The sequence below is a fragment of the Kitasatospora sp. NPDC089797 genome (genome assembly GCF_040684795.1).
Lineage (GTDB): Bacteria > Actinomycetota > Actinomycetes > Streptomycetales > Streptomycetaceae > Kitasatospora.
In genome coordinates this window covers 47,865-71,231 of record NZ_JBFBGS010000001.1, presented here as the reverse complement: position 1 = coordinate 71,231, position 23,367 = coordinate 47,865, and the positions used below count along the sequence as shown (strand labels likewise).

Genomic DNA, 23,367 nt, shown 5'->3' with positions numbered 1-23,367 from the left:
CAGCCGAGATCACCGGGTCTTCCTGCGCGGATGAAGCGCGGCCACCTCACGGGACAGCTCGGCCGCCCGGTGCGCGGGCAGCCGGGCCGGCTCCGACGGGCGCGTCCTCGTCGTCGTGCTGCGAGCACGAGCCGCAGCGGCATTCACCCGCCGGGTGTCATGGGCAGGGTCACCGGTGAAACCGAGCGTGTTCCGCCGGTCGAGGTCGAGCACCGCCCGGACGACGGGGTGACCAGCCACCTCAGCCGCTCGGGCGGTCGCGGTCTGCGCCGCCGCGCATGCCTGGCGGGCGCTGTTGTAGGCGTCCGTGACGTGGCGGATCTGCTCGGCCGACGCCGAGTACCACCTGGTCCAGCCGTCCCTGATCTGGTCGGAAGGCGCGCCGCCTCGCGGGTTGTGGGCAAGATCGGAACTGAGAAGTGCTCCTCGCTCGACCAGCACCGCGGCGATCCGGGGGACGTGTTCGGCGAGGATCTGACCGGCAGCGGGCACGGCGTGGGCGGCGGCGAGCAGCCGCGTCACGTCGTTCGGCGCCGTGATGATCTCCTGCGCGGCCCTCGCGCTGCGCCGTCCGCCGTCACGCCGGGTCCAACCGGGCGAGAAGAGGGTGCGGCCGAGCCGGACCACGGCGAACTCCGCCTCACGGACGAGCCAGGGGTTCGAGGTCGCGGGCGCGCTACCGAGTCCCGGCTTCCAGCTGACCGCGGCCTGCTGCCAGGCCTGCGCCGCCTCCCGCAACGCCCTGCTCGCCAGGCCGAGGACATCCCGGGCGACCGGGTCGGGAGTCAGCAGCTCGCGGGTGTGCTCGATCAGGCGGGCTGTGAGCAGATGAGCGACCGCGAAGTGGTCAGCGGCCATCGACAGTTCGGAGACGGTGGCCTCCGGAAGGCGCTGCGACGCCAGCTGCGCCGTGTGGCCGGCCAGCCATTCCAGACCCGCACAGGTGGCCCGGAGCGCTTCGCCCTGAGGCTCCCCCGGTCTGACCGGGGACGGCGGAGCCGAGACTGCGACAGGCAGGTGCGCCAGACCAGGAGCCGGCACGGACGGGCGGGGCGAGTGGAGCTGTCGGTGGATGCCGATCGCCGCCTGTTCGATCAGCATCGCGCGCTCCCTGATCCGGTGGGCCACGGCATGGCTGCGGACCACCCGACGATCGGGGGGACAGAGCTGACCGACACGCACTGCCACGCGCCCGGCGACGCTGGCGAGTTCGGCCGTCTCCGCGACGACGTGGCGAGCGACCCCGGCGCTGTCCAGGTACGCCGCGTAGGGGCTGCGAGGTTCACCGTTCGGACCGTGGTGGCTGGCCAGCAGGTCGCCGGCGAGGCGCAGGAAGCGCGCGGATTCGACCAGGTGCGACGCCGCCGGATCGGGCTCGGGCCAAGCGTGGAAGGCTTCGTCCCGCAACATCCGCCCGAGGATCTCGACGTTGCTGTGCAAGCGGCCGACGTCGCTCTCGGACATGTCGAGCAGGTCGGGGGCGTGGGGTCCGAACCGACCGGAGTAGCGGTGCAGCACCTGGAACACGTCCGCCAACGCCTCACTGCGAGCGGCGTGTTGGCCCACGGTGCTCCGGTGCTCTTCGTCGGCGAGAGCCAGGGCCGACAAGGCGTACTCCATCCTGGAGGCCGCCAGGGTGATGAAGTCGCCCCAGGTGACGTCCGTCATCGGGCCGTTCCCTGCTCGACGGGCAGGGCGTTGCGCAGCGCGACGGCTGCGTCCCGGGCGTTGAGAGCGGCCATGTGGCGGTCCCGCAGCTGACGGACATCGGCTGAGCTCTGAGCGAGTTCGTCGAGCCTGTCGGCGAGGGAAACCAGAAGATCGACCAGACCGTGACCGGCTTCGACACCGCTGTCGTCAGGATCACCATCGGGCAAGGGCAGGTACGAGGTGGCCTCAGTGGCGTGGGAAGCGGCAGCGAAGGCGGCCAGTTGGTCGTACCTGTCGTCCCGGACGGCCAGGTCGGCGAGCGCGTGCGCGGCAGCAGCGGTGCCCCTCAGGAGAACAGCGGCTGCCTGCTCGACATCGTCCGGCGTACCGAAGTTCGGCTTCGTCATCAGGTCCTCCAAGTAGAGCCAGGTACTGCGACAGGCAACCACGGCACGTGGCCGCTCGGAACGACAGATCAGGGCGTTGTGGATGACCCGGGGTCTCGAGCGGGACGATTCACCGGATGGGGTGAACCCGATCGAATGTCACCTGCCTTGCTTCATCTCTGGCCCGGTTTGTGTCCCTGCCGGAGCGCGGATCCATCGCGCCGTAGGTACAGAGGTTGCTCACCGGCAGCGGGAGCCGACCGCTGTGGAACCCCACGAGGCGACTTGGCTTGGGCCGCTGTCGGCAAGACGCTCCGGCGCTGCGCAGCAGTCGAGTTGGGTCGTGCCAGCGCCTCGCCCATCCTCCGCAGTCCAGGAACGTCGACGGTGACGGACGGCGGCACCGCCGCCGGAATGGTTCTAATCGCGGCGCCCGGAGTGAGCAAGGCCTCGGCTGTGGGGCGGCCGCCCTGGCGCCGGGCTGACGTGCTGTATTCACCCGCTGCCTGGCCGAGGGCGAGCAGGGTCTCGGCAGTGGGCAGCACCGCCTGTTGGCGTCGCAGCGAATCTGCTCCCTGGCATGCCAGTTGAGCCATCCGCTCGCAAGCGTGGATCGATGCAACACGCAGGAACTCGGACACACGTCGGTCCCCGAGAAGTCGCTGGGCGGACTCTCCCGCCTTCGTCACAAGAGTCCGCCACAAGCGACCCACTGCTTCTCGCACCGTCCGAATGTGCCGCCACTCCTCCAGACCACGAAGGGCCGGGTGCAGGCGGTCGGCGTCGTGGAGCACCGCATTGACGGCCTTCGCACTCTGCATTGTGGTGGAGACTGCTGTCCCCTCCCCCGCTGCAGGCGCGCCCGGGCGCGCAGCACCATGCCGCCAACGGACTTGCAATGCCTGGACATCAGCTTCCAGGGCTGCCCACAGATCGTCTGCCGAGCTGTGCCCGTCGTGCACGATCTCCTTCCAAGCGTCCACGACGTCCCGGAGCTGCGCCCTGAGCTCGGGCAGCCCGACCCCGTCCGTCATCGACAGGTGTCGCCCGGGATCACCGCTCCTCGGCTCCTCCCAGAGGGGCAACTCGTCCTTCTGCCACACCGGAACCTCCACATTCGGGGCTTCGTCCGTCCCTGACTCCGGCTGGGCGCGCGCCATCCAGCTACCAGCTCCACCAACCACCCAATTCCCTAAAAGACCAGCCGCAGCAGCATCCTCCTCGGCCAGTCGCTCCCAAATACTCTGATCATTCTCCGGCGGTACGCCAAGGACAAACTGCTCCCGCTCCACGGGCTGAGGTGTGCTCACCCATCATCTCCCATGAGACAAACCGCATATACACTCATCCGCCCTCAAGATTTGAGGCATTGCAAGCGATTACCGTGCTTCTCGCAAATGGTGCCACCGGTGTAGCAAGTTGCTGCCCTGACATGCCGATCAACATTCCCCAGAGAAGCCTGTCGCGCCAGGTCGCCTCGAGCTCCTCCTCCTGCCCCAGGATGCCTCGGTGGGGTAGTCACCAGACTTAGCCTTGTCATGACCCGTTTCAGTGGCCTTCGCGCGGGGGACACCAGCCTGCACGTCAATAGCTGACGTTCCCTCACCCCACGCCAGCCATCCCCGGGAGACCCCACGTGACGCGCTTCCGCGCTCTCCTCGCCCTGCCCGCAGCCGCCCTCACTCTGGTCGCCCTCGCCGGCAGCGCGGTTGCCGCCCCGCCGCCGCCTCCGCCACTGGCGACCGTGCGCCAGGAACTCGCCGCGCTCACCGTCGCCGCCCCGCACCCGATGACCAACTACACCCGGGGCGCTTTCGACATCTGGAGCACCCAGCCCGACCACTGCACCACCCGCCAGGACGTCCTCGCCCGCGACGGCCAGAACGTCGTCGAGCAGCCGAACGGCTGCCAGCCCGCCTCCGGGTCCTGGTACTCCGCCTACGACAACACCACCGTCACCGCCGTCGCCCAGGCCACCATCGACCACATGGTCCCGCTGGCCAACGCCTGGCGCTCCGGCGCCGACACCTGGAGCGACGCCAAGCGCAAGGCCTTCGGCAACGACATGACCAACCCCCAGCTCCTCATCGCCTCCTCGTCCTCCAACTCCAGCAAGGGCGACAGCGGCCCCGACCAGTGGAAGCCCAAGAACACCGCCTTCTGGTGCACCTACGCCGAGGACTACACCCACGTCAAGTACGTCTGGCAGCTCACCACCACCACCGCCGAGGTCAACGCCCTCGCCACCATGCTCGACACCTGCCAGTAACGGCAGGCGCCCGGTCGGCCCGCCGGAACACCCGACGGGCCGACCCCCCACCCGGACCACGGCCGGGCCGGACCAGCGGGACGCCGAACACCCCGCGCAGACGCCCTGCGACCTCCCGGTGCCCGCGGACGAAGCCCGGGCCGGCCAATCCGGCGTGGGAATCTGCGATCTGGTCCAGCACAGACCGGCCGCCCGTCGAAGGCGGCGGGCCGGACGCCGGCAGCGGGGACCTGGTGGTGCGCAAGGTGGCCCGCTGCGGAGCGGGGCCGCGGACGATGAAGTAGTCGTACCACTCGATGTACGGCTCGGGCCGTACGGCGGGCCTCGTCCGGCCCGCCTGAGCAGCCTCGGCGGTGCGACGACGGCACCCCGGCCGTGGTCGACGACGGCCGTACGGCTCCATGGCGCCGTCCGGGTGATGCGTCATCAGATGATGTGTCCGCTCCTTCGGTTCGCATACGTGCAGCCGCTATCCATAGGACATGATCACAACTCGTCGTTGGCGACGTATCGCCATCATCCTTCTCGGCCTCGTGGCCTTCCTCGTTCCCACGGCCGTGCCGGCCTCCGCGGTCGCCGCTCCGGCCGCGCACCACCGGGTCCTGCCGGAGCCGCCGTCGGCCGACGACGTGCGGGCCGAACTCGACAAGCTGATCGTCGAAACCCCGCACTCCCTGGACGGCTACTCCCGGGCGAAGTTCCCTCACTGGAAGCACCAGTACGGCGACTGCGACACCCGCAAGATCGTGCTGGCCCGCGACGGCGAGGGTGTCACCCAGGACGCGCAGTGCAACGCGATCGCCGGCACCTGGTACTCGCCCTACGACGGCAAGACCCTCACCGCCGCCGGCCAGCTGGACATCGACCACATGGTCCCGCTGGCCAACGCCTGGGTCAGCGGGGCGGACAGCTGGGACACCAAGAAGCGCACGAACTTCGCCAACGACCTCGACCACCCCCAGCTCATCGCCGTCTCCGCCGCCGCCAACCGCAGCAAGGGCGCGAAGAGCCCCGACCAGTGGGCTCCGCCGAACGTCGACTTCTGGTGCACCTACTCCCGCGCCTGGACGCACGTCAAAAGCCTCTACGGGCTCAGCGTCACCGAGCCCGAGAAGGCCAAGCTCGCCGACATGATCAACACCTGCGACTGACCCCGGGCACCGGCGGCCGCGCGACGACGCGCGGCCGCCACCGCGCCGTGCCGCTGCCCGCCCACCGCACCCGGGTGTCCTAGAGTCCGGGCGTGGCAACCCTCATGATCGACAACGGCCCCGCCGTCCCGGACGCCCCGATCACCCGCACCGGCGGCGTGCCGCTCGCCCCGGCCGGCACCCAGTGGCCGGCCTGCGCGTCCTGCGGCGGCCCGATGCAGTTCCTCGCCCAGATCCTCCTCGCCGACGCGGCAGACCGCACCGGCGGCCCCGCAGGCCCGGGCAGCGGCGTCCTCGCGCTCTTCATCTGCCAGAACGACCCCGGCACGTGCGAGGACTGGGACCCGGACGCCGGCGGCAACCGCGCCCTCCTCCTCCCCGCCGACGGCCTCCAGCCGCTCCCCCTCCCCCACCTCGACGACGGCGCCGACGAGTCGGTGCTCGCCCTCGGCACCGTCCGTACCGTCACCACCGTCCAGGAAGACGGCGCCGACTACGACCGGGCCCGCGAAGCGTGGGCGGCCAGGACCGGGAACCCGGAGGCCCTGGTCCTCGGCCAGCTCGGCGGGACACCCGCCTGGATCCAGGGCGACGAGACACCCACCTGTCCCGGGTGCGCCAACCCCATGCCGCTCACGGTCCAGCTCGAGGAAGGCCCCCACCCCGACAACCTCAACTTCGGCGGAGGCGGCTGCGCCTACGCCTTCACCTGCCGGCCCTGCGCCCACGCCGTCCTGCTCTGGCAGTGCTGACCCCCGGCCACCGGGCCGGACGCCTCCCGCAGGCCACCAGGGGTTGACCGGCCGCCAGGACGGTGCAGGTTCCGCCGATTCCTCGGCGTCCCGGCCGGCGGATCGCCGGGTTGGACCCGGCCTCCGGGCGGGCTTGACCGGCGCCCTCGCTCCCCTACCGTCCGGTGCCACGGACCCGCCCCGGCCACTGCCCGGGGCACCGCGCACACTGGAGCACCTCCGTCGTGTACGGCCGTCCGTCCAGCCACCCGCACCCAGGAGGGGATCCATCATGTCCACCCGCACTTCACGCCGACGGCATCGTCCGGCTCCACACACCAACAGGGCGACCCGGCACTCCCCGAAGGCGCCGCGACGACCGGCCTGACGCGATCCCGGCCGGATGCGCGGCTCCATGCTGTCGAGCGCCAACGCCGGAGTGCTCCTCAGCCTGCTGACGTACCTGACGCAGCACATCGAGGCCGTCTGGCACTGACCCCTCCCGGACCGCCGATCCGCGCCCGCTCGGGGGGCCGAGCGCGAACCGGCACCTCCAGAATCCGCGAACAGGCACCGCGGCGCCGCCCGGGCTGACCCGGGTGGCGTCAGGTCAAGGGGTGTCGCCCGCCCAGTCCCAGCAGCGCGGGTCACCGGCCCGGGGCCCGTAGTGCGCCCGCCCGCCGCCACCGTAGCGACCGAGCTCAGTCATCAGCGCCGCGCCGCCGGACAACTGCCCGGCGTCCCAGCCGGTGACGTCCAGAAGCAGGCCGTCGAGCGGGCCACCGACCAGCTCCCGGTAGGAGCGGCCGGGCAGCGGGCGGGAATCGGGGGCGCCGTCGTCCGTCCCGTACACCCGGCCCCGCAGCAGCACCTCGTCGTCGTCCATGGTGGTCAGCCTCCCAGCCCGCACCGACAGCGTGGGCGGTCCGGGGGGCTCGGTCACCACCAGGCCGGTTCGACGTCGGCGGCCCGGTCGTCGCCCACCCTGTCGGCGTTCCGGCCGCCGGATTCCAGTGCCTGGGTTTCCTCCCGCAGCAGCTCGGTGATCCAGTCGGCGACACCGGCGGGGAGGTGGACGGTTCGCTGTTCGATACCGTACGGGGTGCCGATGGCCAGCCAGAAGTCGGCGCCGCTGTCGGGACCAGCGACCCGGGCGAAGGCTTCGAGGGCGTCGGCGAGGTCGGAGGCCGCGCCCTCGGTGTCGGTGTTCACCAGCTCGTCGGGCCGTCGGGGTCGATGGGCCGCTGGGTGCGGCGGATCGTCTCGGGGTGGTGGAGGTACCAGCCCCAGTCGTCGAAGCCGGGGCCCCACCTCACCAGGGCCACCCAGGTGGTGGAGCCCTGGTGCAGGCGCCAGTTCTCGATCCGGCACGGCCTCCACCGGCCGCCGAGGCGGATCTCCGCCCAGCGCCAGCGCGGCTCGGTGGTCCAGCACCGGCCGGGGCCCGACATCAACGTCCGGGGCGCCCGCTCGGCATCGCCGGGCCGGCGCTCCGGGTGTTCGGGGCGTGGGCGGGAGAAGGGGACTGCGCTGGTCACACTCCCAGCTTAATCGAACAAGCGTTCCTTTTCCGTGAGGAGTCAGGGCTTGCGCTTGAGCAGCTGTGCCGAAGCGCGATAGGCGTCACATCGGCACGCAATCTGTCACCAAGATCGAATCTGCATGGTGGCTGGGAAGGCCTCTGACGACTCTGCACCGCCACCGGAGAGCGAATCGCTCGGCTGGGTGGTTTGACGGTTCTCAGCGTGTCGCCGGGGTGGAGCGGGGCAGAGGGCAGGCGGCACGGCGGACCGTGCCCGTCCGGCCAAGCATGGCGAGCGGCAAGCGGAAGACTCGTATGTCGGAAAGCATCGAACTGGATCTTTCACTCCTCACCACGCCGGATCAGGTCGCCTCGGCCGCTCGGGACCTGCTCCTGCCCGGGGTACGGGACCTGGTCGGCCGGATCCCCCCTCCGCTTCACACCCCGTGCGCGTACTACTTCGGATGGGCCGACGAGGCAGGCCGGGACGTCGCCTACCGCGGCCCAGGGTTCCGGGCGGTCGCGCTCGTCCTCCTCTGCGCCGGCGTCGAGGGCGGATCCTGGCGGGCGGCGCGGCCGGTGGCCACCGCGTGCGCCCTCATCCACGCCTACGCCTTCATCAGCGACGACGTCATCGACCAGGACGCGGCACGGCGCGGCCGTGCGAGCGTCTGGAAGGCCTTCGGCACCGCGACGGCCGTGCTGGCCGCCGATGCCCTGCTGATGACGGCCCTCGCCGAGCTGGCCGAGCACGCATCCCCCGCCGGCGCCGAGGTCAGGCGCATACTGTTCGGCGCGATGTACGGGGCCTTTCGCGCCCAGGCCCTGGAGGTCCGCCACCAGCGGCAGGACGACGTCCCCCTGCAGCAGGCGCTGGAGGTCGTCGACGGAAAGAGCTCCCACTGGGTGGCCGCGTGCTGCGAGGCCGGCGCGCTCCAGGGCGAAGTGCGCCCCGAACGTGTGGAGCTGATGCGGGACCTCGGCTGGCACCTGGGCAGGGTCATGCAGCTGCGCGACGACGTCCTGGACGTCTTCGGGCCCGTCGCAGGGGACCGCGAGCCCCGCCGGGACGACCTCAGGGCACGGAAGAGGACGAGCGTCGTGTGCGCCGCGCTGGAGTCCGGCCACCCCGCGCGGAACGAGCTCGCCGCGTACTACCGCCGGCCCCGCCCACCACGGCAGGACGAGCTCGGCCACATCGCGGGCCTGGTCGACCGGTGCGGCGGGCGCGACTGGGCCGAGCGGCAGATCGCCCACCACCTCGAACGGGCCCGCGCCTGCGTGCGCCGCGCGGTCCAGGACCGGCGCCTGGCGGACCTGATGTGCGCCTACGCCGACCAGTTCGCGGACCAGCCCGTCGGCGACGGGACCACCCCGCCCCCGCACACCAGCCACCAGACCGCCCCCGGCCCCTGACCTGCAAAGAACGCCCCGCCCCCGCGCCGATCCCACCTGAAGGCCGAAGGACCCATGCCGAACAACGTCGAGTTCTACGTCCCCTTCCCCGGCGCCGTCAGCCCCGACGCCGCGGCAGCGGACGCCCACCTCGTGCAGTGGGCGCTCACCCAGCACCTGCTGCCCCCGCGGCAGGCACGCTACTTCGCGGCCATGCGCCTGGGAACCTGCGCCGCGCACATCTACCCCCGGGCCCGCGGGGAGGACCTCAACCTCGCCGCCGACCACATGGGCCTTCTCAGCCTCGCCAACGACCTGGTCGGCAGCACCGACCAAGCGCGGGCCCAGACCGCCGCCGCCGTCTGCCGCGACCTGCTCACTCTGTTCGAGAACGACCACCCATCCCGGCCCGCCACACCGGTGGGAGCCGCCTGGTGCAGCCTGTGGCGGCGGCTGCGCGCCGGCATGCCGCCGCTCTGGCGACAGCGCATCCTGCACGAGCACGCCGCGATCTTCGCCGCCTACCTCGACCACCGCATCCACCGCACGCTGCCGACCGTCGAGCAGTACCTCCAGCGACGGCGCATCACCACCGGCCTGCCCGTGGCCTTCGCCGTCGCCGAACGCGTCGAGCACTGGCACGCCCCGGAACGGTTCCTGAGCACGCCGTGCGCCCGCGCCTTCCTCGAAGAAGTCACCAAGATCGCCGTCCTGCCGAACGACGTCTTCGCCGTCGAACGGGAACAGAGCCGGGGCGAAGTCGACAACCTGGTGCTGGTCCTCGAAGCCGCTGGCCGCACCCGCGCCCAAGCCATCGCCGACACCCAGGCCATGGTCCGCCACGCCAGCGAACGCTTCCTCCACCTCACCGACCTGCTGCCCGCCCACTACGACGACCTCAAGCTCGACCCGGCCGAGCGCACCGCCGCCGACACCTACGTCCAGGCGATGCGCCACCTCGCCCGCGGCAACTACGACTGGATCACCAAGGGCACCGCCCGCTACGACCACCAGGCCACCACCCTCGCCATCTCCACCGGCTACGAGGACGCACCCGCAACCACCGGCACAGGACCCCCGCCACCCCCCGGCCGGCGACACAACGGCTGCGTATCGCCCGCAGGTGACAACTACCGTGCCGAGACGGTGACAACCTCCCCGCCTCACCGCGCACATTCCTCCTGGCCCCGCGGCGCGCCCGGTGACAACTACGGCGCTTCGGCACAGCAAGAACGGCGCCCCTCGGCGCAGCCTGCCTGCCCGACCAGCATGCCTACATGACGGTATGACTGAAATGTCGGATTCACTGCTTCCCGAGCCTGGCGAGGAGAAGCCGCGGCCCCGGCCTGCGGCTTCACTGCGGGCCGAGGCGGCGTTCCGGGCACGCGTGGCGGAGCTCGGCGGCACCGTCATGGAACCGGTCTGGCTGGGCACCGACCAGCGCCACACCGTCCGGTGCCGGTTCGGGCACGAGGCGGCCCCGCGCCCCTCCACGCCGCCGGCGAGCTCTCCGCCTACGCGGACGCGGGGCGTCTGGCCTCGGCAGCCGGGCCCGTACCCGTCCCACGCGACTCCGGGCGCCGCACCGGCAACTTCCACCGACCGAAGCGGTACAGCCGTCGCCTACGGCGGGCCTTCTACATGTCGGCGCAGGTCGATGTGCTCTGGGCGCTTCTGCGGCGCGACGACCGGCTGTTCAGCACCGCCCCACCGACTGGGCAGGCAGCCTGACAATCCATTGAGACGCAGGCCCTCGGGCACTAGGGTGCCGAAAGCACTTCAGAGGGGGAGCTGAGCATGGACGTACCGGGCGATTCCCGCGAGTCGGTCGAGGCGGAGTGGGACTTTCGGGCGCGTGCCGCCGCAGAGTGGGACGAACGGTCGCGAAGCTCCACTACGACATGGGTGCCCCCGATCATGGAAGCACTCGTTGACGCAGCTCGGAACAGCGCACTCGCCCAGTTCTATCCCTTCACCAGCCATGCCAGGCTGTGTTTCAGCACTGCTAGCCGGCATTGGGTGGGCGCCGGCCAGGTGCTCCCCGTGTCCATCGCGCTCCTCCCCGGGGGCACCTATTCAGTGGCGCACAAGCACGATCCGGCCCAGGCGCTGCTCGAAACGACCAGCGCTGACGACGCCGTGGCCACGGCTGTAGCGGCGCTCCACGAGCATCTCGAGGCATAGCATCGAGACCGGCACCGACTCCTACCGCCTCGCCTCCACCCGGGCGCGGACCGAAGCACCCGCGAAGGCCGGCTGACCGCCGCAACCCCCCACTCGGCGCCCTCCGGCCGGGGGCGCCGTTGGTGCGGATCCAGAGGCGCACACGCGTCAGTCGAAGGCGACAACGAGCCGGACTTCCTCCTCTCCGAAACGGTCCGCCAGTGCCTTCATCACGGCGAAGACGTGCGGCCACTGGGAGGAACTGCCCAGGAGAGAGCCAGCAGTCAGGGGTTCGTAACGGCAGTGCAGGTCCCCGGCGTTCCACTCCGTGAGGTGAGCGGAACGGTCGAGGCCGACAGGCGGCGGGCCCACGGCGTCGAGTGCGTCCGAAGGCCACTGGTCGGGTACGAGCCGCTGGTGCAAGAGCGACGGCAGGGACACCGTCGACCAGGTCAACCGGCCGGTGTAGTGGACGGGAGTGGAAGCAGGGTCGAGCCGGCTGATCTCCGCCCAGCTGACCCAGGTGGCGCCATGCAGATCCCCGGCTTCCACCATCGGCTCCAGCTCGGCCCGCAGGCCACCCGACAGGTCAGGAGGAAGGCCGCGGTCAGCAGCGAGCGGACGGAAGCCCGCGTAGTTGCGCACCCCGAAGAGGCAGCCGAAGGCCGCGTAGTCGCTCTGGTCGTACAGCGGCCACAGGTCCATCGCCATAGCCCACGGCTCGCCGTCGTAGCAGCCGGCGTCGACGCCGGGATGGCGGAATTCGATGCCGCCGTGGATATCCGTACTCACGGCCGCTCAGGCTAGTGCTCCCCTGGCCGACGGACACCTGGATATCGCGATCAAGATCACTACCGGTTGGGGATTCGGCCGGTCAACACTCTGATTCACCAGGATGCTGCCGAAGGTGCCTGCCCGCGCGTGACCGTCGACACTCAGCTGGCGAGCTCGTCGACCTTCGTCAGGCCGGGGCGGTGGTGGCTCTCCATCGTTGCGACCGGTCCGACCCCGCCTGCGTTGACCGCTTCGCAGGCTCCTGGCCGAGGTACGGTCCCAGGATGAACGGCACCGTCCTCCAGCTCCAGGAGCTCATCGACACAGCGGTCGAAGACACCGTCAACACGGCCAGCCCGGTATCAGGGCGCTGGATGATCACCGAACTCGAACGGCGGGGGCCGGAGACCGTGTGGGCCGGAGCCTGCGCACTGCTCGCCCCGCTGGCCGCGACGCCCGGCGACGTCCGGACGCAGCGCCCGCGCGACGGGGCGCAGCCGGACGTCGCCTTGGCCCTGGCGGTGCGGCTGGCCTTCCGGGTGGAGGGTGTGGGGGCCGCCGCCGAGATCTGGCGGGCCGCCGACGGCGAGACCCAGCGGGCGGCGCTCATGCACTGGCTCATCATCCGCTGTCTGGTGTTTGGCTTCGGCGGGGACCGGCTGGACGCGGCGGGCGCCGTGGCGCTCATCCGCGAGACCTTCCTGCCCCGCCCGTCCCCGCCGCTTCGCTGACGCGGCCCTTCGAACGGGCGGTGCAGCGGATGCTCAGCCGCCGAGGTCCGCCGCGGTGGCCGCACCGCCGCGGCGCACGGCGGCGGTCATCGCGTGGTGGGTGTCTTCGGCCGCGGCGGCGGTGGCGGCGGGCACCGGGGAGCCCTCCACGGTGTACCACTCATCGGCGCCGTCGTACCGCACGTCCAGGACCGCCCGGCGGCCGTCCCAGGTGGTGCGCAGGGTGAGGTCGCCGGTGACGACGCCGACCTCGACGGTCATGACGCCGCCCGGGCCCGCCGCGATGCCGGTGGTGACGAGCGGCTCGGCCCCGGCGGCGGGGCGGTCGGCGGTGGTCACGAGCCGGCCGGGCAGGTATCGAGCATCTGGGCGACGGCGGCCTTCTCCGGCTTGGTCACCGTCAACTTGTAGTACGCCTTGACGCCGGTCCAGGCCCGGGCGTAGCCGCACCACGCCGACTGGAGCGGGGGCTTCCACTGGTCGGGGGTCTGGTCGCCCTTGCTGCGGTTGGAGGCGGCCGAGACGGCGAGGAGCTGGGGCCTGGTCAGGTCGTTGCCCAGGGCGTTGCGCATCTCGTGGGTCCAGCTGTCGGCGCCGGCCCGCCAAGCCGCCGCGAGCGGGACCAGGTGGTCGATGTCGAGTTTGTTGGCGTCGGTGATGGTCAGGCCGTCGTAGGGGCTGACCCAGGTGCCGGAGGTCGGCTTGCAGTCGGCGTCGGTGGCCACCGCCTGGCCGTCGCGTTTGAGCACCGCCTTGCGGGTGTCGCAGTTCTTCCCCTGCGACTCCCAGGCCGTGAGGAACTGACCCCGGGTGTACCCGGTCATCGGCCGCTGCTCGGCGACGGTCAGCGCTTCCAGCTCGGCCCGCGCCGCGGACAGCGACGACAGCGCCGGCCCCGGCCAGGCCCCCGCTGCGGCGGGCGGCGCCGGCTTCACCCGGGCATCGTGGCCGGCCGGCTTCGAACAGGCCCCGAGGAACGAGCCCGCGAGCAGCAGTACGCCCGCACCGGCCGCGGCCCGCCTGGGGGACGTCGAGGAGATACGCATAGCGGACAGCCTGCCGACCCCGACACCCCGTCACCAAATCGGCGCGCCACGACACCGCCACGGCCTTCACAGCCCGGCCGGGAAACCCCGGCACGGCCGTCGGCACCGGCGCCCGACGGGCCGGACGGTGGATTGCCGGCCCTCGGGCCTGCCTCACCGGACCGGTCACCGGTTCACCGGGCGAGAGCTTGAGCGTCATGGCGCAGCAGATCGCATCTCGGCGGCGCCGGGACCACGCTGGTCACCGGTCCCCGCCAGCCGCGCGGAGCCGGGCTAAGGCCTCACTGGCTGGGGTCCACCGCTGCCCGTCGGCCGGTGCGGCGAGGGCGTTCTTGGCCTCGGGGCTGGTGCGCCGGATAAGGCGATGGCGGTAGGTGGCGATGACCTCGGCGACGGCGGCGAGGTCGTCGAGCAGGGAGGTGTCGAGGGCTACGGCCAGGTCCCGCTCGAAGAGGTCGCGGTCGCCGGGCAGGCCGTAGCGGGACAGCGTGGCGCGCAGCTCGTGGACAGTGGCTGGTTGGGGCGTGGCTGCGGCTTTGCGGTCGGGCTGGGTGATCGCCTGGTCCTCCTTGGTGGTGGCGGCCCTGGTAGCGGGCGGCGGTGCACGGTGGTAGCCGGTACCCGCGTCGTTGCGGGTGTGTATCGGGGCCTGGGGCTGCTCGACGGCCCGGCGCTTGGCGGGACAGTCCGGGGCGGGGATATCCGCGTCGCCGGAGACGCTGACGCCAATCTCGGTCAACCAGTTGAACAAGGTCGCGGTGACGTCGAGCACCGGCCAGGTGCCGTCGGGTTGTTCGTGGTTCTTGATCCGTTTGAAGAGTATGGCGATTAGTTGGCCCGCGCCCACACGTGGATCGAACAGAGGTGCGTGCATTGACTGCTCCTGATCTGGCGTCGCACTGGCCGACCAACGGCCAGGCGCGTTTCGAAGTGCTGAAACCTAACCGCGCACAGCCCGGGCCGAGTACCGCGCTCTGCTGTCACACCTCAATGACGGCCATGAGCCGTTCGGTCGCGGACGTGTTCGTCGGCCGGCGCCGGGCCCCGGGACACGCTCGTTGGTGCCCCCAGGCTGTGACGTTCTGGGGGCACCAACATGGGGTGGCCGAGCTGGCTTCCTGCGTTCTGTGCGGGGCTGGGGCGAGTGAGGAAGGCGGTCGGACGCTACGGGGCCGGGCAGTCCGTGCGTCCCAGGAGCCCGCGCCACTGGCAGGAGACGGGCCAAGGTTTGTGGCCGAGGAGCGTGTTGCTCCTGGTGTCGTACTCCTGGACCCGTGCGCCGCGGAGGAGGTAGATGTCGTCGGGTTTACCGGGGACCGGCATGACGGTGGTGAGAATGTAGTCGAACCCGCTGTCCTTCAGGCCGGGCCAGCGCTCGAGGAGGGACTGGGAGCTGACGACGTTGTTCTTCTGCAGGTCGTACTCGACGACACGGTCGGCCCGGCCCAGGATGACTCGTTGGGTGCCCGGGATGAGGTAGCCCCACTGGATACCCGAGTTGAACTCGGCCGGCAGGTCGTGCCACTGGGCTGCGATCGGGTATGCGCTTCCCGCGCTGTCAGTCTTCTTGTAGTAGCGAAGCCACAGGTTCCCACGGAAGATCCACATGTCTCCGGTGCCGTCGGGAGTGCTCACCACGGCGTCGAATCCGCTCTGGAAGTCCGCTGGCAGGCCCTTCCAGTTGGACAGCGGTCCGAAGTAGGCGTTCGGGTCCGCGAGGTTGTACGTCGCATACCTGTTCCTGCTGAACAGATAGGCGAAGGAACTGGATCCGTACGGGGGGATGGGGAGGCCGCTGTCGATGGAGCGGGCGAATTTGAGGGCCGGCGCCTTCTTCCACTGGTCGTCGATGTTGTAGGCGTCACCGGATCCCTTGAGCGTGTAGTAGCGCAGGTACTGATCTCCCCGGAAGAGGTAGAAGTCGCTGCCGTCGTCGGGGGTGACCGCGGCGAAGTCGATGCCGCTGCCGAACCCGCCTTTCAGGTTGAGGTGGCTGAGGGGCTGGTCACCGGTGACGCCGCCGACCGCGGTGTTCAAGATTGCGTACATGTCACCGCGGATCACGTAGTACGTCGGGTCCGCCACGCCCGGCACCGGCACGATGGCCGGAATCCCGCGGGCCCACACTGTGTCCGTGAGGCCGGGCCACTTGGCTTCGATCGCGACCGGAGACAGGGTGAACTTCCCGGTCCTGGGATTGAACGTCGCGACCTGGTCGCCGCGGAACATGTAGAACTCACCGTCCGCAGACCCTCTCATGGGCGTGACCGAGTCGAATCCCGCCTGGAAGACTGTCCCACGCAGTACGGGCCAGAGGTTGACGATGTCGGTCGGGCCTTCGGTGACGGCCTCGCCGCCGGTGGCCTTGTACCGGATGTACTCGCTCCCCCGGAAGAAGTAGAGATCCGTCGCGGAACCAGGAACGGGAAGCGCGGCGTCGGCGAACGGTTGTCCCGCCGGGCAGAAGTCCTGGCTCACCGCCCGACCAACGCGCGGCTGTGCGCCGCCGCCTGCGTCGCATTTCGGTCCCAGTGCGACGGCGAGCAGGCCGAGGACAACGACGGCCGACATGGACTGGTGCTCGATCTCGACCGGGAGTGTCGGTTCGTCTCCTGCGGCGAACTCCAGGGCCACGTCGGACATCTGCCGGTAGTCGGTGAGCCGCGCAAGTGCGTCCGGGGCTTGTGCCCCGAGGGTCCAGGCGTCACCCCAGTGCTGGGTCGCCCTGGCCCTGATGGTGGTGAACCGGGTGGCTTCGGCGACGGTGACCGCCCAGGCCAAGATCGCGCGGGCGACGTTCTGACGGTCCGACTGGGTGGCGAAGCCGGTGGTGGTGTACCTCCTCATGGCGGAAACGAAGTTGCTGATGTTCTGCGCAAGCGCGGTTCCCCCGAGTGCCACGTCACCGACTGCTTGGCCGCCGGCCTCCCTGCTCAGGCCGTCGTAGTTGACGCTCCCGTACGGCAGATTGACCGTTGTGTAGCCGTCGACCGACCGGTAGGGCGCGAAGTCGGGATCCGGAATTCGGTTCCCGTTGGCTGAGATCTGGGGGTTGAGGAAGTAGTAGGTGTTCTGGGCGGAGGAGTTCTCCACGAGGGAGAACCCTGTGAGGTACAGGTTGTCCGCGCGCATGAACAACTGCGCCCCCTGGCCCGTGCTGTCGAGGATCTGGATCCTCAGCAGGCGCTGCGCATCGCGTTGTGTGAAGAGCAGGCTGGTGGCGGCGGGGTTGGCGTTGGGGATCGGGCGGGCGCCGGCGTCCTGGAGGACCGCACGGATGTCGTCCATGAACTGCTTGTAGTCTTCCCGCCCGCGGTCGGGGTCGCTGTCGAGTACGAGGTGGACGGTTTTGGGTTCGGGAGCGATCGCAGGTTCGCGGAAGTTCTGCGAAGGGCCCGGGTAGGCCGCCGCGAAGGCAAGGGAGGCGCCGAGCGTGGCCACGAAGGTGGCGAACGCGAGGAGAAGGCTGATCAGACGTGTACTCATGCGGTTTCCTTCCAGGTCTGTCCCCGTTCCGATAGGCCGCCGCGGAGCACGGCCCGGTCGTACCGAGCTCCTGTTACTGCGGGGAGCACCCGGGTTGCCGGTGCGACGGCGCCGCTGGGGACCGCGCGTCTTGACCGCAGTTCGGATTCGACATCGGTGGGACGGATGTGTCGTGTGCAATCTGTTCCTGGTTAGGCGATTGCAGCCGGGCACGGTGCCCGGGGCGGCTGCGGGCCGCACATGAGGCGCCGGCACCGGCTGCATCTTCGACGCGCATGCCCCCGATCGGGCTGGACCCGGTGACCGGGGCTTGTCGCCGCCATGGTGCACGGCCTCAGGCCGTGGCATGGTGGTAACAAGCCCCGGGCGGGGCCTGTCAGGCATGGGCGTATGTGCATCTGTGTTATCGGCCTGTTGCCGGAGGCGCGGGTAACCGTGTTTTAGGACAGTGCGGTGTCCCGCCGGCGGTCACTGCCGGCTCGCTGACCGGCCCTGTTCGCCCCGGCCCGGGCGGGGGCGAAGCTCAGGAGACGCCGCCTCCGGTGGCAGTCATGCCCCCGATGGCGTTGGCCTCGCGCATCTGGTCGGTGACGAACTTCCAGGGCACCGTGTAGTAGCCGTGGTCGCCCCAGTTGCTTCCCCAGGAGTTGGCGATCTTCACTCCCTGGTCGTTGTACCCGACGATGGCACCGCCATGGCCCGCGATGGGCTGGCCCGCGAGTTCCTCCGGGGTGGGGTAGTAGCTGTAGCTCGAGGCGAGGCTGGGGTCCTGCAGCTGCCCGAAGCTCTTGTACACGTTGAATCCGAAGATGACCGGCTGTCCCTGCGCGAGGGCGGTCTTCACCTCGTCGACGAGCGCGGTGCCCGTGTCGAGCGTGTTGTAGCCGGACAGCTTCCAGTTGGCGGCGTTGGCCCTCTCGTTGTCGTCGGGCTGGGTGGTGAAGTCGGTGTCGCCCTGCCAGTAGTCCGCCTTGGTGTCCAGGCCCTGGGAGGTGACGATCGCCAGGTTCTGGGCGGCGGTGCTGCCGCCGTCGTGGCCCTGCGATATCTGGGCGTAGGTGTACATGGGCGCGTGGGGCGCGCCCTTGATGCCCTGTTCGGCCTCGACGAGCCCGATGGCGTTGTAGTCGAGGGCCCAGGCCATGCACGACCCGACCTGTCCCTGGTTGCCCACCATGGGCAGATAGCCACTGAGGTCGACGCTCGCCGGCAGATCCTTGGGCACGGGGTGGACGGGCAGCGCGGTGTGGACACGCATCTGGCCGGGGTCGAGCAGGGCTCCGAAGGCGTGGCCTTCCATGAGTGTCGGGTGGGTGGCGGCCGCGGCCGCCGGTACCGTGGCGACGGCGGCGAACGCGGCCGCGAGAACCAGGACGGTGACCTGGCCGTAGCGGGTTGGAGTGCTCACAGGGATTCCTTTCCGGCTCTGGGAAGATCGGAGCCGCATGGTGTGTGTGGGCGCAGGACAGGCGGAGTCGGGCAGGTTCCCGAGGGACCGCCGGACTTGCCTCGGACAAGAAGATGGCTTCGGCTCAAGGTGCGAAGGGCGCGAGCCTCGGCTTCTGTGCTGGCCCCGACGCGGTGACGACCGGAACTGCGGCATCCGGTACTAGCACAGAGATCGTCGTCGTTTCGGTCAGATGATCAGGCGGGGGCGTCGATGACCCGGCAGCCAGGCCAACCGCCGGAGGCGCCCGTGCCGGGGGCGCCCGTCGACGGGCCGCGCTGAGGGGAAGCGCCGGCACGAACCTGAAGCACTGAGGCTCCGCCAGGCACTGCCCGGATATCACCATGATTCCTCCCCGATCGTCGTCTCTCGGGCGTGCGGCCAGGTCCGGCCACAGTCGTGTTCTGACAGAGCGCACCGTCTGGCAACCGTCATGAGGGTGTCGGGTGTGCCCGGGCTCGGGCCCCTTTCCTTCGACCGTCGCTACCGTTCGGGCCGGTCGTTCTCTCTGGCCCGGTGACGCACCATCAGGAAATCCCCGCACCGGACCGCCCGACAAGGGTTCCTCGCTGTGACTTCGGTGTGACGACAGCATCCAGAGGAATAGACCACAGAATAAATGTTCTATTCGCCAGACTCGCGGGCATATTCCCCGCGCACTGTCGACTCTTCAATGTGCCCATCGGGTCGGCGGCAAGCCGGAGAATGCTGGTGGCATTTTTTCGGCAGGTGCTGCTAACCTTCACCAGGCGAGATCCGCACGATGCGTTCCAAGCACCCTGGAGGGTCACCGTTGCGAGAGCCCCACCCTCTTACACTCCTCCGCATAATGACAGGGGATACGCAGCTCTCCTATGCCGCTCTCCTTTCCGATACGTACCGCGCACTTGGATTCGGAGAAATAAAAGCGACACGCGAGAAAATAAATCGTTGGGAGAATGGGAGAGCTACCCCAACCACCCGGGCGCAGATCGCAATGGCCCACCTCCATCAGGTCCCGGTGGAGGTGGTTCGGCGCCTCGGCTGGCCCCTCTGGCTCCACCGGGGCAGTGCCGCCCCACCACTCTCCGCGCGGGGCCCGGCCGACCGGGATCGGGCGGCCGGAGGCACGGGTCCGTACACGCTTCCCGCGGCCGGCCCGGTCTTGCGAATCACCGGCCCACGCCTGTCATCCGTCCTGGCGGAATGTCTGGCCGTCCTGCCCGAACCGGCTTCGGCCGAAGGGAACCAGCCGGTCACCTCAGACGCTCTCTCGGCGATCGAGTCAGGCATCGCCTCCCTGGCGGACAAGTCCTTTCTCATCCATCCAGTGATCGCCTACCGGCTCGCCCGCAATGAGTACCAGGCTGTTCAGGAGGTTCTGAGATATGGGAGCTATGGCCCCACCGTTGGCGCACGCCTGTACACGAACGCCTCTGCCGCAGGACGGATAGCCGCGCAGCTCGCCACCAACCTCGGCGACTACTCCCGGGCAGAGGCCAACAGCCTGTCAGCCATACGGTGCGCAGCGCGGTCGGGCTCTGCCCTGATTCTTGCGAATGCCATCGACGTCCTCATCCACCTCCACCTGGTCGCCGGTGACCCCATGGACGCGCTCACGGTGACGACCGCCGCCCGGTCGGCCAACACGTCACCCCACCTGGAGGTGGTGCTGCACATCCGTGAAGCCCGGGCCCGAGCCCGGATGGGCGACATCATGGCCAGCGTCCGAAGCATCGGGCTGGCCACCGAAACTCTCACCACCAGGGCGAACTTCCTCGATCGAACGTTCGCGAATGTCAATGAGGCCTGGCTCCCCGCCTCGATCGGCCATGTGTGGCTGGACGCGCACCATCCTCGAAAAGCGCTCGACCACTATGCCGAACATAACAAGTTCCGTTCTCGGCAAGGACTTCCCCAGATCCCAGCCATTACTTATCAAAATCTTTTGACCGTTGCACGCGCACAGCTTGCAGCTAATGACCTCGAAGCCTCCGTGGACATGGCGCGCGAATCCATTATGCTATTCTCCTGGCCGCCACCAAATTCACTGAAAATACTCCGAGAGCTTTTTTCTGGGCATGCGACTGCTGGCCCCGTCCGCGACCTTCTCTCGGAAGTCTCAGAAAAAGTGCAAAGGGGCTCGCCCGTGCACTGACGATGGCCGGGCACTTCACAGCAGGCGAGCAAGCCGCCACCGACCGCGAGGTGGCGCGTCGGCTGCTGTGCGGTAGGGGTGTTGCCCGGTGCGGGCGAGAACGCCCTCGAACGAGCCGGCCGAGAGAGGATCGGGACGGCTGGCGATGCTCTGGGCCATCCCGCCGAACGGCAGAATCGCCGGGCCCGCACCACCACGCACGGCGGGAGAGCAGGCGACCTCGCTGATGCATGGTCAGCTGACTTGTACGGACGATGTGCGTCCGAGCCACCGAAGGAGACGCCATGCACCCGTTCGTCACGTCGAAGCGCACGTGGGCCATACCGGACGAGCTCACCCCTTGCCCGGGTGCGACGCGGATTCCGACACCTGCGCTCCAGAACCTCACCGCCGCCCGCGGTACCGAAACCCACCCGCCCCGGCCCCGGGCGCTCGCTCGGCTCGAAAAACCGCCAGCCCGCAAATCACTTCGCCTCGGGCCTATTCCTGACGACCGGTGAGCTCTACCGCCGACCAGCTCACCACAAGGTCGGCACCACCCACAACCACACCGGATCAAGCACAGACTGACGCGCCATCGGATGCCCGCCATGCTGCGCATTCCCTCCGACCTCGCCTCCTGCCCCACCAACGCCCAGCAGTGGCTGGCCACGGCCGCCGACGACCCCACCGTCAGCGACGAGGAGTACGCCGAGGCCGTGCGGGCCGTCAACTTCGCCATCCTGGGCGATGAGTCCGACCCAACTCCCGCGCCGGCACTCGCCCCCTGAGCTTGCTTCATCCTCCTTCGCCGTCATGCGGCGACAGGGGGATGCTGTAGGCGGCGTCAAGCCTGTTGATGATCTTCCGGAGTTCGCGGGCGCCCCGAGGTGACATCGCGTTCATCACCGTGTCGATGAGGGCGCGCGCCTCGAACGGGTCGCCGCAGCAGTACCAGTGCACGTTGCCCCGCTCGTGGTCGTGCCACTGCTGCCGCTTGGAGCGGCGAACGTGGTCCCGCCACAGACGCACAGCGACGGTGATATCCCCTGGTTGCAGGTAGTTCCGGGTGCGTTCGAGGCGGGCCGCCTCGGAGAGCGCCCGCGAGGAGACACCGTCGATCGCGGGTCTCGAAGCCCGTGTCCGGAGCGAGGGGAAGCTGGTCCGGACGTCCGTCGGCCGTCTACGCGGCATGGACCTTTCGGTTCGTCATCACGCGGCCCATGGTGTCACGCTCACGCGCGCTTCTCGGACGAGTTCACTCGTCCGGGAGTTCGCCGGACGTGGACACGGCCTTCGTCTGACCATGTGCTCCGACCGAGGACGCACCTGAACTCGACGAAGGCCGCGGGGGGTCGAGAAAAACCGCTGGCGGCGCAGTGGACTCCTACGGTAGGAGTGGGGGCATGGCCAGAAGTGCCCACCACATGCGCCGCAAGGCTGCCCGCTCGGGACAGGCAGCTTCGCGTCCCGGGAGCCCGTGGAGGGAAGTCCTGGTGCGCGAGCTTCGCTACAGCTCCGAGCGCTTGCGCTCAGCCGCGCTGGAGGGGCGGCGCCCGTTGCCACAAGAGGTTCAGCGGTCCGTTGCCGTGTACTCCTTCGCCCGCAGTGATACGCGAGGAGGGGCGGTGGCCGCTCTCGCCTACATTGAAGAGCGGCGCGCTCGTCAAATGACACGACGCCAGCTCGATCTGCTTCGAACGGGACTGGTGCCGGACATCGAGATCGAGCCCGGGCGCCACCGGCATAGCGCCCGTTGGCTTGCCTGAGGCTGTCCCGTAGGTCGATGGCGGCCTCGGTCATACTGGCGGTCGTTGCCGCTCGGAGCGAGTCTGGGATGGGGGCCTGAGTGCTTCAGCTGCGCTGTGAAGCTGTGCGGTGGGTGGACGACGATCCGTTCCCCGGCATCGTCGAGGTCCGGTTCATCGATGCTGCGGGACAGTCCTGGTTACTGATCGACAAGTGGCCGATTTTTTGTGGAGCTCGGTGAGCTGACCCCCGAATCCGACTACCCCGTCGAGGTCACGGTGGCGTGCGTGATCCAGGGCGACGCCGAGGCGACGGCCGGGGACGGGGTCGTGACGGTCTCCACCTCGCCGCACGGCGTCACGACACTGGACGGACGCGAGGAGTTCACGGTGAGGTGGGACCAGCTCATCCGCTGATCGCGAGGCTGTGGAGCCGCGCGACGCCGAGCACGGCGTGGTGCACTCCGGTTCCGCGCAGGCGGGAGTCGCGGAGGACCTTCCAGTTCTTCATCCGCGAGAAGACGTGTTCGACTCGGGCCCGGGCCCTGCGTGCGACTCGCCCAGCCCCGAGCTGCGGTTCAGGCGCTGGACCCGGCCGCGACTTCCGCGGTCCCGCCGTCCCGACGACCGCCGAGACACCGCACGGCCACCGCCGTGGCCGTCCGGCAGGCCCCCGCCGACAAGTTGGCTACCCTGATCGCCGACACCTACGGACGGGAGCAGCCGGTGAGTCGCAGGTACGGGGCCGTGCT

General features: G+C 69.8%; 22 protein-coding genes and 3 pseudogenes. 12 read left to right on the top strand and 13 right to left on the bottom strand.

Annotated features, from left to right (window positions below):
• Nucleotides 1-9: 9 nt before the first annotated feature.
• Both AB0O91_RS00355 and AB0O91_RS00350 read right to left on the bottom strand, forming a co-directional pair.
• Nucleotides 10-1,668 carry a hypothetical protein gene (locus AB0O91_RS00355; protein ID WP_363426682.1) on the bottom strand — a complete coding sequence of 553 codons (1,659 nt, stop codon included), beginning with the start codon at nucleotides 1,666-1,668 and terminating at the stop codon, nucleotides 10-12.
• Entirely contained in the window at nucleotides 1,665-2,057 is a 393-nt protein-coding gene (locus AB0O91_RS00350; RefSeq protein WP_363426681.1) for a hypothetical protein, read from the bottom strand. The genes AB0O91_RS00355 and AB0O91_RS00350 overlap by 4 nt, the downstream gene beginning before the upstream one ends.
• Before the next feature lie 1,615 nt (nucleotides 2,058-3,672).
• Between AB0O91_RS00350 and AB0O91_RS00345 the strand changes: the two genes are divergently transcribed.
• The 3 genes from AB0O91_RS00345 (at nucleotide 3,673) to AB0O91_RS00335 (ending at nucleotide 6,208) form a co-directional block, all read left to right on the top strand.
• On the top strand, nucleotides 3,673-4,305 hold the full coding sequence (locus tag AB0O91_RS00345) for an HNH endonuclease family protein (protein ID WP_363426680.1): 633 nt from the start codon (nucleotides 3,673-3,675) through the stop codon (nucleotides 4,303-4,305).
• Nucleotides 4,306-4,838: 533 nt separating this feature from the next.
• Complete coding sequence (locus AB0O91_RS00340) at nucleotides 4,839-5,456, top strand: HNH endonuclease family protein (RefSeq protein WP_363426679.1); 618 nt, start codon at nucleotides 4,839-4,841, stop codon at nucleotides 5,454-5,456.
• 92 nt (nucleotides 5,457-5,548) lie between these two features.
• Nucleotides 5,549-6,208, top strand: coding sequence for a DUF1963 domain-containing protein (locus AB0O91_RS00335; protein WP_363426677.1), 660 nt, complete (start codon nucleotides 5,549-5,551; stop codon nucleotides 6,206-6,208).
• Nucleotides 6,209-6,797: 589 nt separating this feature from the next.
• Here AB0O91_RS00335 and AB0O91_RS00330 read toward each other — a convergent pair.
• Genes AB0O91_RS00330 through AB0O91_RS00320 form a run of 3 tightly spaced genes read right to left on the bottom strand, consistent with a single transcriptional unit; the run spans nucleotide 6,798 to nucleotide 7,725 of the window.
• Complete coding sequence (locus AB0O91_RS00330) at nucleotides 6,798-7,073, bottom strand: hypothetical protein (protein ID WP_363426676.1); 276 nt, start codon at nucleotides 7,071-7,073, stop codon at nucleotides 6,798-6,800.
• A 53-nt stretch (nucleotides 7,074-7,126) separates the two neighbouring features.
• Nucleotides 7,127-7,399, bottom strand: a complete 273-nt coding sequence (locus AB0O91_RS00325) for a hypothetical protein (protein WP_363426675.1) — start codon at nucleotides 7,397-7,399, stop codon at nucleotides 7,127-7,129.
• Entirely contained in the window at nucleotides 7,396-7,725 is a 330-nt protein-coding gene (locus tag AB0O91_RS00320; protein ID WP_363426673.1) for a hypothetical protein, read from the bottom strand. Before AB0O91_RS00320 ends, AB0O91_RS00325 begins: the two co-directional genes overlap by 4 nt.
• 299 nt (nucleotides 7,726-8,024) lie before the next feature.
• On the opposite strand from AB0O91_RS00320, the gene AB0O91_RS00315 reads away from it, so the two are divergent.
• The 4 genes and pseudogenes from AB0O91_RS00315 (at nucleotide 8,025) to AB0O91_RS00300 (ending at nucleotide 11,288) form a co-directional block, all read left to right on the top strand.
• On the top strand, nucleotides 8,025-9,125 hold the full coding sequence (locus AB0O91_RS00315) for a polyprenyl synthetase family protein (protein ID WP_363426672.1): 1,101 nt from the start codon (nucleotides 8,025-8,027) through the stop codon (nucleotides 9,123-9,125).
• Nucleotides 9,126-9,179: 54 nt separating this feature from the next.
• Complete coding sequence (locus AB0O91_RS00310; RefSeq protein ID WP_363426670.1) at nucleotides 9,180-10,385, top strand: hypothetical protein; 1,206 nt, start codon at nucleotides 9,180-9,182, stop codon at nucleotides 10,383-10,385.
• Between the two features lie 219 nt (nucleotides 10,386-10,604).
• A pseudogene (locus AB0O91_RS00305) lies at nucleotides 10,605-10,835 on the top strand (transposase); the annotation flags it as partial.
• Nucleotides 10,836-10,901: 66 nt separating this feature from the next.
• The gene (locus AB0O91_RS00300; RefSeq protein WP_363426669.1) at nucleotides 10,902-11,288 is read left to right on the top strand and encodes a DUF6193 family natural product biosynthesis protein; all 387 of its coding nucleotides are present in this window, start codon (nucleotides 10,902-10,904) and stop codon (nucleotides 11,286-11,288) included.
• A gap of 147 nt (nucleotides 11,289-11,435) precedes the next feature.
• Here the strand turns inward: AB0O91_RS00300 and AB0O91_RS00295 are convergent, their stop codons facing one another.
• Nucleotides 11,436-12,059: a hypothetical protein gene (locus AB0O91_RS00295; protein WP_363426667.1), complete on the bottom strand. Its 624-nt coding sequence runs from the start codon at nucleotides 12,057-12,059 to the stop codon at nucleotides 11,436-11,438.
• A gap of 266 nt (nucleotides 12,060-12,325) precedes the next feature.
• Between AB0O91_RS00295 and AB0O91_RS00290 the strand changes: the two genes are divergently transcribed.
• Complete coding sequence (locus tag AB0O91_RS00290; RefSeq protein ID WP_363426666.1) at nucleotides 12,326-12,772, top strand: hypothetical protein; 447 nt, start codon at nucleotides 12,326-12,328, stop codon at nucleotides 12,770-12,772.
• 33 nt (nucleotides 12,773-12,805) lie between these two features.
• Here the strand turns inward: AB0O91_RS00290 and AB0O91_RS00285 are convergent, their stop codons facing one another.
• The 5 genes from AB0O91_RS00285 to AB0O91_RS00265 form a co-directional block, all read right to left on the bottom strand.
• A complete protein-coding gene (locus AB0O91_RS00285) occupies nucleotides 12,806-13,111 on the bottom strand; it encodes a hypothetical protein (RefSeq protein WP_363426664.1) in 306 nt (101 codons plus the stop codon).
• Entirely contained in the window at nucleotides 13,108-13,818 is a 711-nt protein-coding gene (locus AB0O91_RS00280; RefSeq protein ID WP_363426663.1) for a DUF1524 domain-containing protein, read from the bottom strand. The genes AB0O91_RS00285 and AB0O91_RS00280 overlap by 4 nt, the downstream gene beginning before the upstream one ends.
• A gap of 241 nt (nucleotides 13,819-14,059) precedes the next feature.
• On the bottom strand, nucleotides 14,060-14,692 hold the full coding sequence (locus AB0O91_RS00275; RefSeq protein ID WP_363426661.1) for a hypothetical protein: 633 nt from the start codon (nucleotides 14,690-14,692) through the stop codon (nucleotides 14,060-14,062).
• 290 nt (nucleotides 14,693-14,982) lie between these two features.
• Nucleotides 14,983-17,304, bottom strand: a complete 2,322-nt coding sequence (locus tag AB0O91_RS00270; RefSeq protein WP_363426659.1) for a ribosome-inactivating family protein — start codon at nucleotides 17,302-17,304, stop codon at nucleotides 14,983-14,985.
• A 523-nt stretch (nucleotides 17,305-17,827) separates the two neighbouring features.
• Nucleotides 17,828-18,712, bottom strand: a complete 885-nt coding sequence (locus tag AB0O91_RS00265; protein ID WP_363426657.1) for a C1 family peptidase — start codon at nucleotides 18,710-18,712, stop codon at nucleotides 17,828-17,830.
• Between the two features lie 1,183 nt (nucleotides 18,713-19,895).
• On the opposite strand from AB0O91_RS00265, the gene AB0O91_RS00260 reads away from it, so the two are divergent.
• The 3 genes and pseudogenes from AB0O91_RS00260 (at nucleotide 19,896) to AB0O91_RS00250 (ending at nucleotide 21,658) form a co-directional block, all read left to right on the top strand.
• A complete protein-coding gene (locus AB0O91_RS00260; RefSeq protein ID WP_363426655.1) occupies nucleotides 19,896-20,888 on the top strand; it encodes a hypothetical protein in 993 nt (330 codons plus the stop codon).
• Between the two features lie 342 nt (nucleotides 20,889-21,230).
• Nucleotides 21,231-21,458, top strand: a pseudogene (locus AB0O91_RS00255) (transposase); the annotation flags it as partial.
• Between the two features lie 20 nt (nucleotides 21,459-21,478).
• Nucleotides 21,479-21,658 carry a hypothetical protein gene (locus tag AB0O91_RS00250; RefSeq protein ID WP_363426653.1) on the top strand — a complete coding sequence of 60 codons (180 nt, stop codon included), beginning with the start codon at nucleotides 21,479-21,481 and terminating at the stop codon, nucleotides 21,656-21,658.
• Between the two features lie 7 nt (nucleotides 21,659-21,665).
• Here AB0O91_RS00250 and AB0O91_RS00245 read toward each other — a convergent pair whose 3' ends face one another.
• A complete protein-coding gene (locus tag AB0O91_RS00245) occupies nucleotides 21,666-21,899 on the bottom strand; it encodes a hypothetical protein (protein WP_363426651.1) in 234 nt (77 codons plus the stop codon).
• Between the two features lie 944 nt (nucleotides 21,900-22,843).
• On the opposite strand from AB0O91_RS00245, the gene AB0O91_RS00240 reads away from it, so the two are divergent.
• Nucleotides 22,844-23,032 carry a hypothetical protein gene (locus tag AB0O91_RS00240; RefSeq protein ID WP_363426649.1) on the top strand — a complete coding sequence of 63 codons (189 nt, stop codon included), beginning with the start codon at nucleotides 22,844-22,846 and terminating at the stop codon, nucleotides 23,030-23,032.
• On the opposite strand, the pseudogene AB0O91_RS00235 reads toward AB0O91_RS00240, so the two are convergent.
• A pseudogene (locus AB0O91_RS00235) lies at nucleotides 23,022-23,165 on the bottom strand (IS5/IS1182 family transposase); the annotation flags it as partial. The gene AB0O91_RS00240 and the pseudogene AB0O91_RS00235 sit on opposite strands and share 11 nt — an antisense overlap.
• Between the last annotated feature and the right edge of the window lie 202 nt (nucleotides 23,166-23,367).

Bases quoted from the DNA above. Each gene is read 5' to 3' on its own strand.
- AB0O91_RS00355 (WP_363426682.1), bottom strand. From the start codon at position 1,668: ATGACGGACGTCACCTGGGGCGACTTCATCACCCTGGCGGCCTCCAGG.
- AB0O91_RS00350 (WP_363426681.1), bottom strand. From the start codon at position 2,057: ATGACGAAGCCGAACTTCGGTACGCCGGACGATGTCGAGCAGGCAGCC.
- AB0O91_RS00330 (WP_363426676.1), bottom strand. From the start codon at position 7,073: ATGGACGACGACGAGGTGCTGCTGCGGGGCCGGGTGTACGGGACGGAC.
- AB0O91_RS00315 (WP_363426672.1), top strand. From the start codon at position 8,025: ATGTCGGAAAGCATCGAACTGGATCTTTCACTCCTCACCACGCCGGAT.
- AB0O91_RS00310 (WP_363426670.1), top strand. From the start codon at position 9,180: ATGCCGAACAACGTCGAGTTCTACGTCCCCTTCCCCGGCGCCGTCAGC.
- AB0O91_RS00300 (WP_363426669.1), top strand. From the start codon at position 10,902: ATGGACGTACCGGGCGATTCCCGCGAGTCGGTCGAGGCGGAGTGGGAC.
- AB0O91_RS00290 (WP_363426666.1), top strand. From the start codon at position 12,326: ATGAACGGCACCGTCCTCCAGCTCCAGGAGCTCATCGACACAGCGGTC.
- AB0O91_RS00280 (WP_363426663.1), bottom strand. From the start codon at position 13,818: ATGCGTATCTCCTCGACGTCCCCCAGGCGGGCCGCGGCCGGTGCGGGC.
- AB0O91_RS00275 (WP_363426661.1), bottom strand. From the start codon at position 14,692: ATGCACGCACCTCTGTTCGATCCACGTGTGGGCGCGGGCCAACTAATC.
- AB0O91_RS00270 (WP_363426659.1), bottom strand. From the start codon at position 17,304: ATGAGTACACGTCTGATCAGCCTTCTCCTCGCGTTCGCCACCTTCGTG.
- AB0O91_RS00250 (WP_363426653.1), top strand. From the start codon at position 21,479: ATGCTGCGCATTCCCTCCGACCTCGCCTCCTGCCCCACCAACGCCCAG.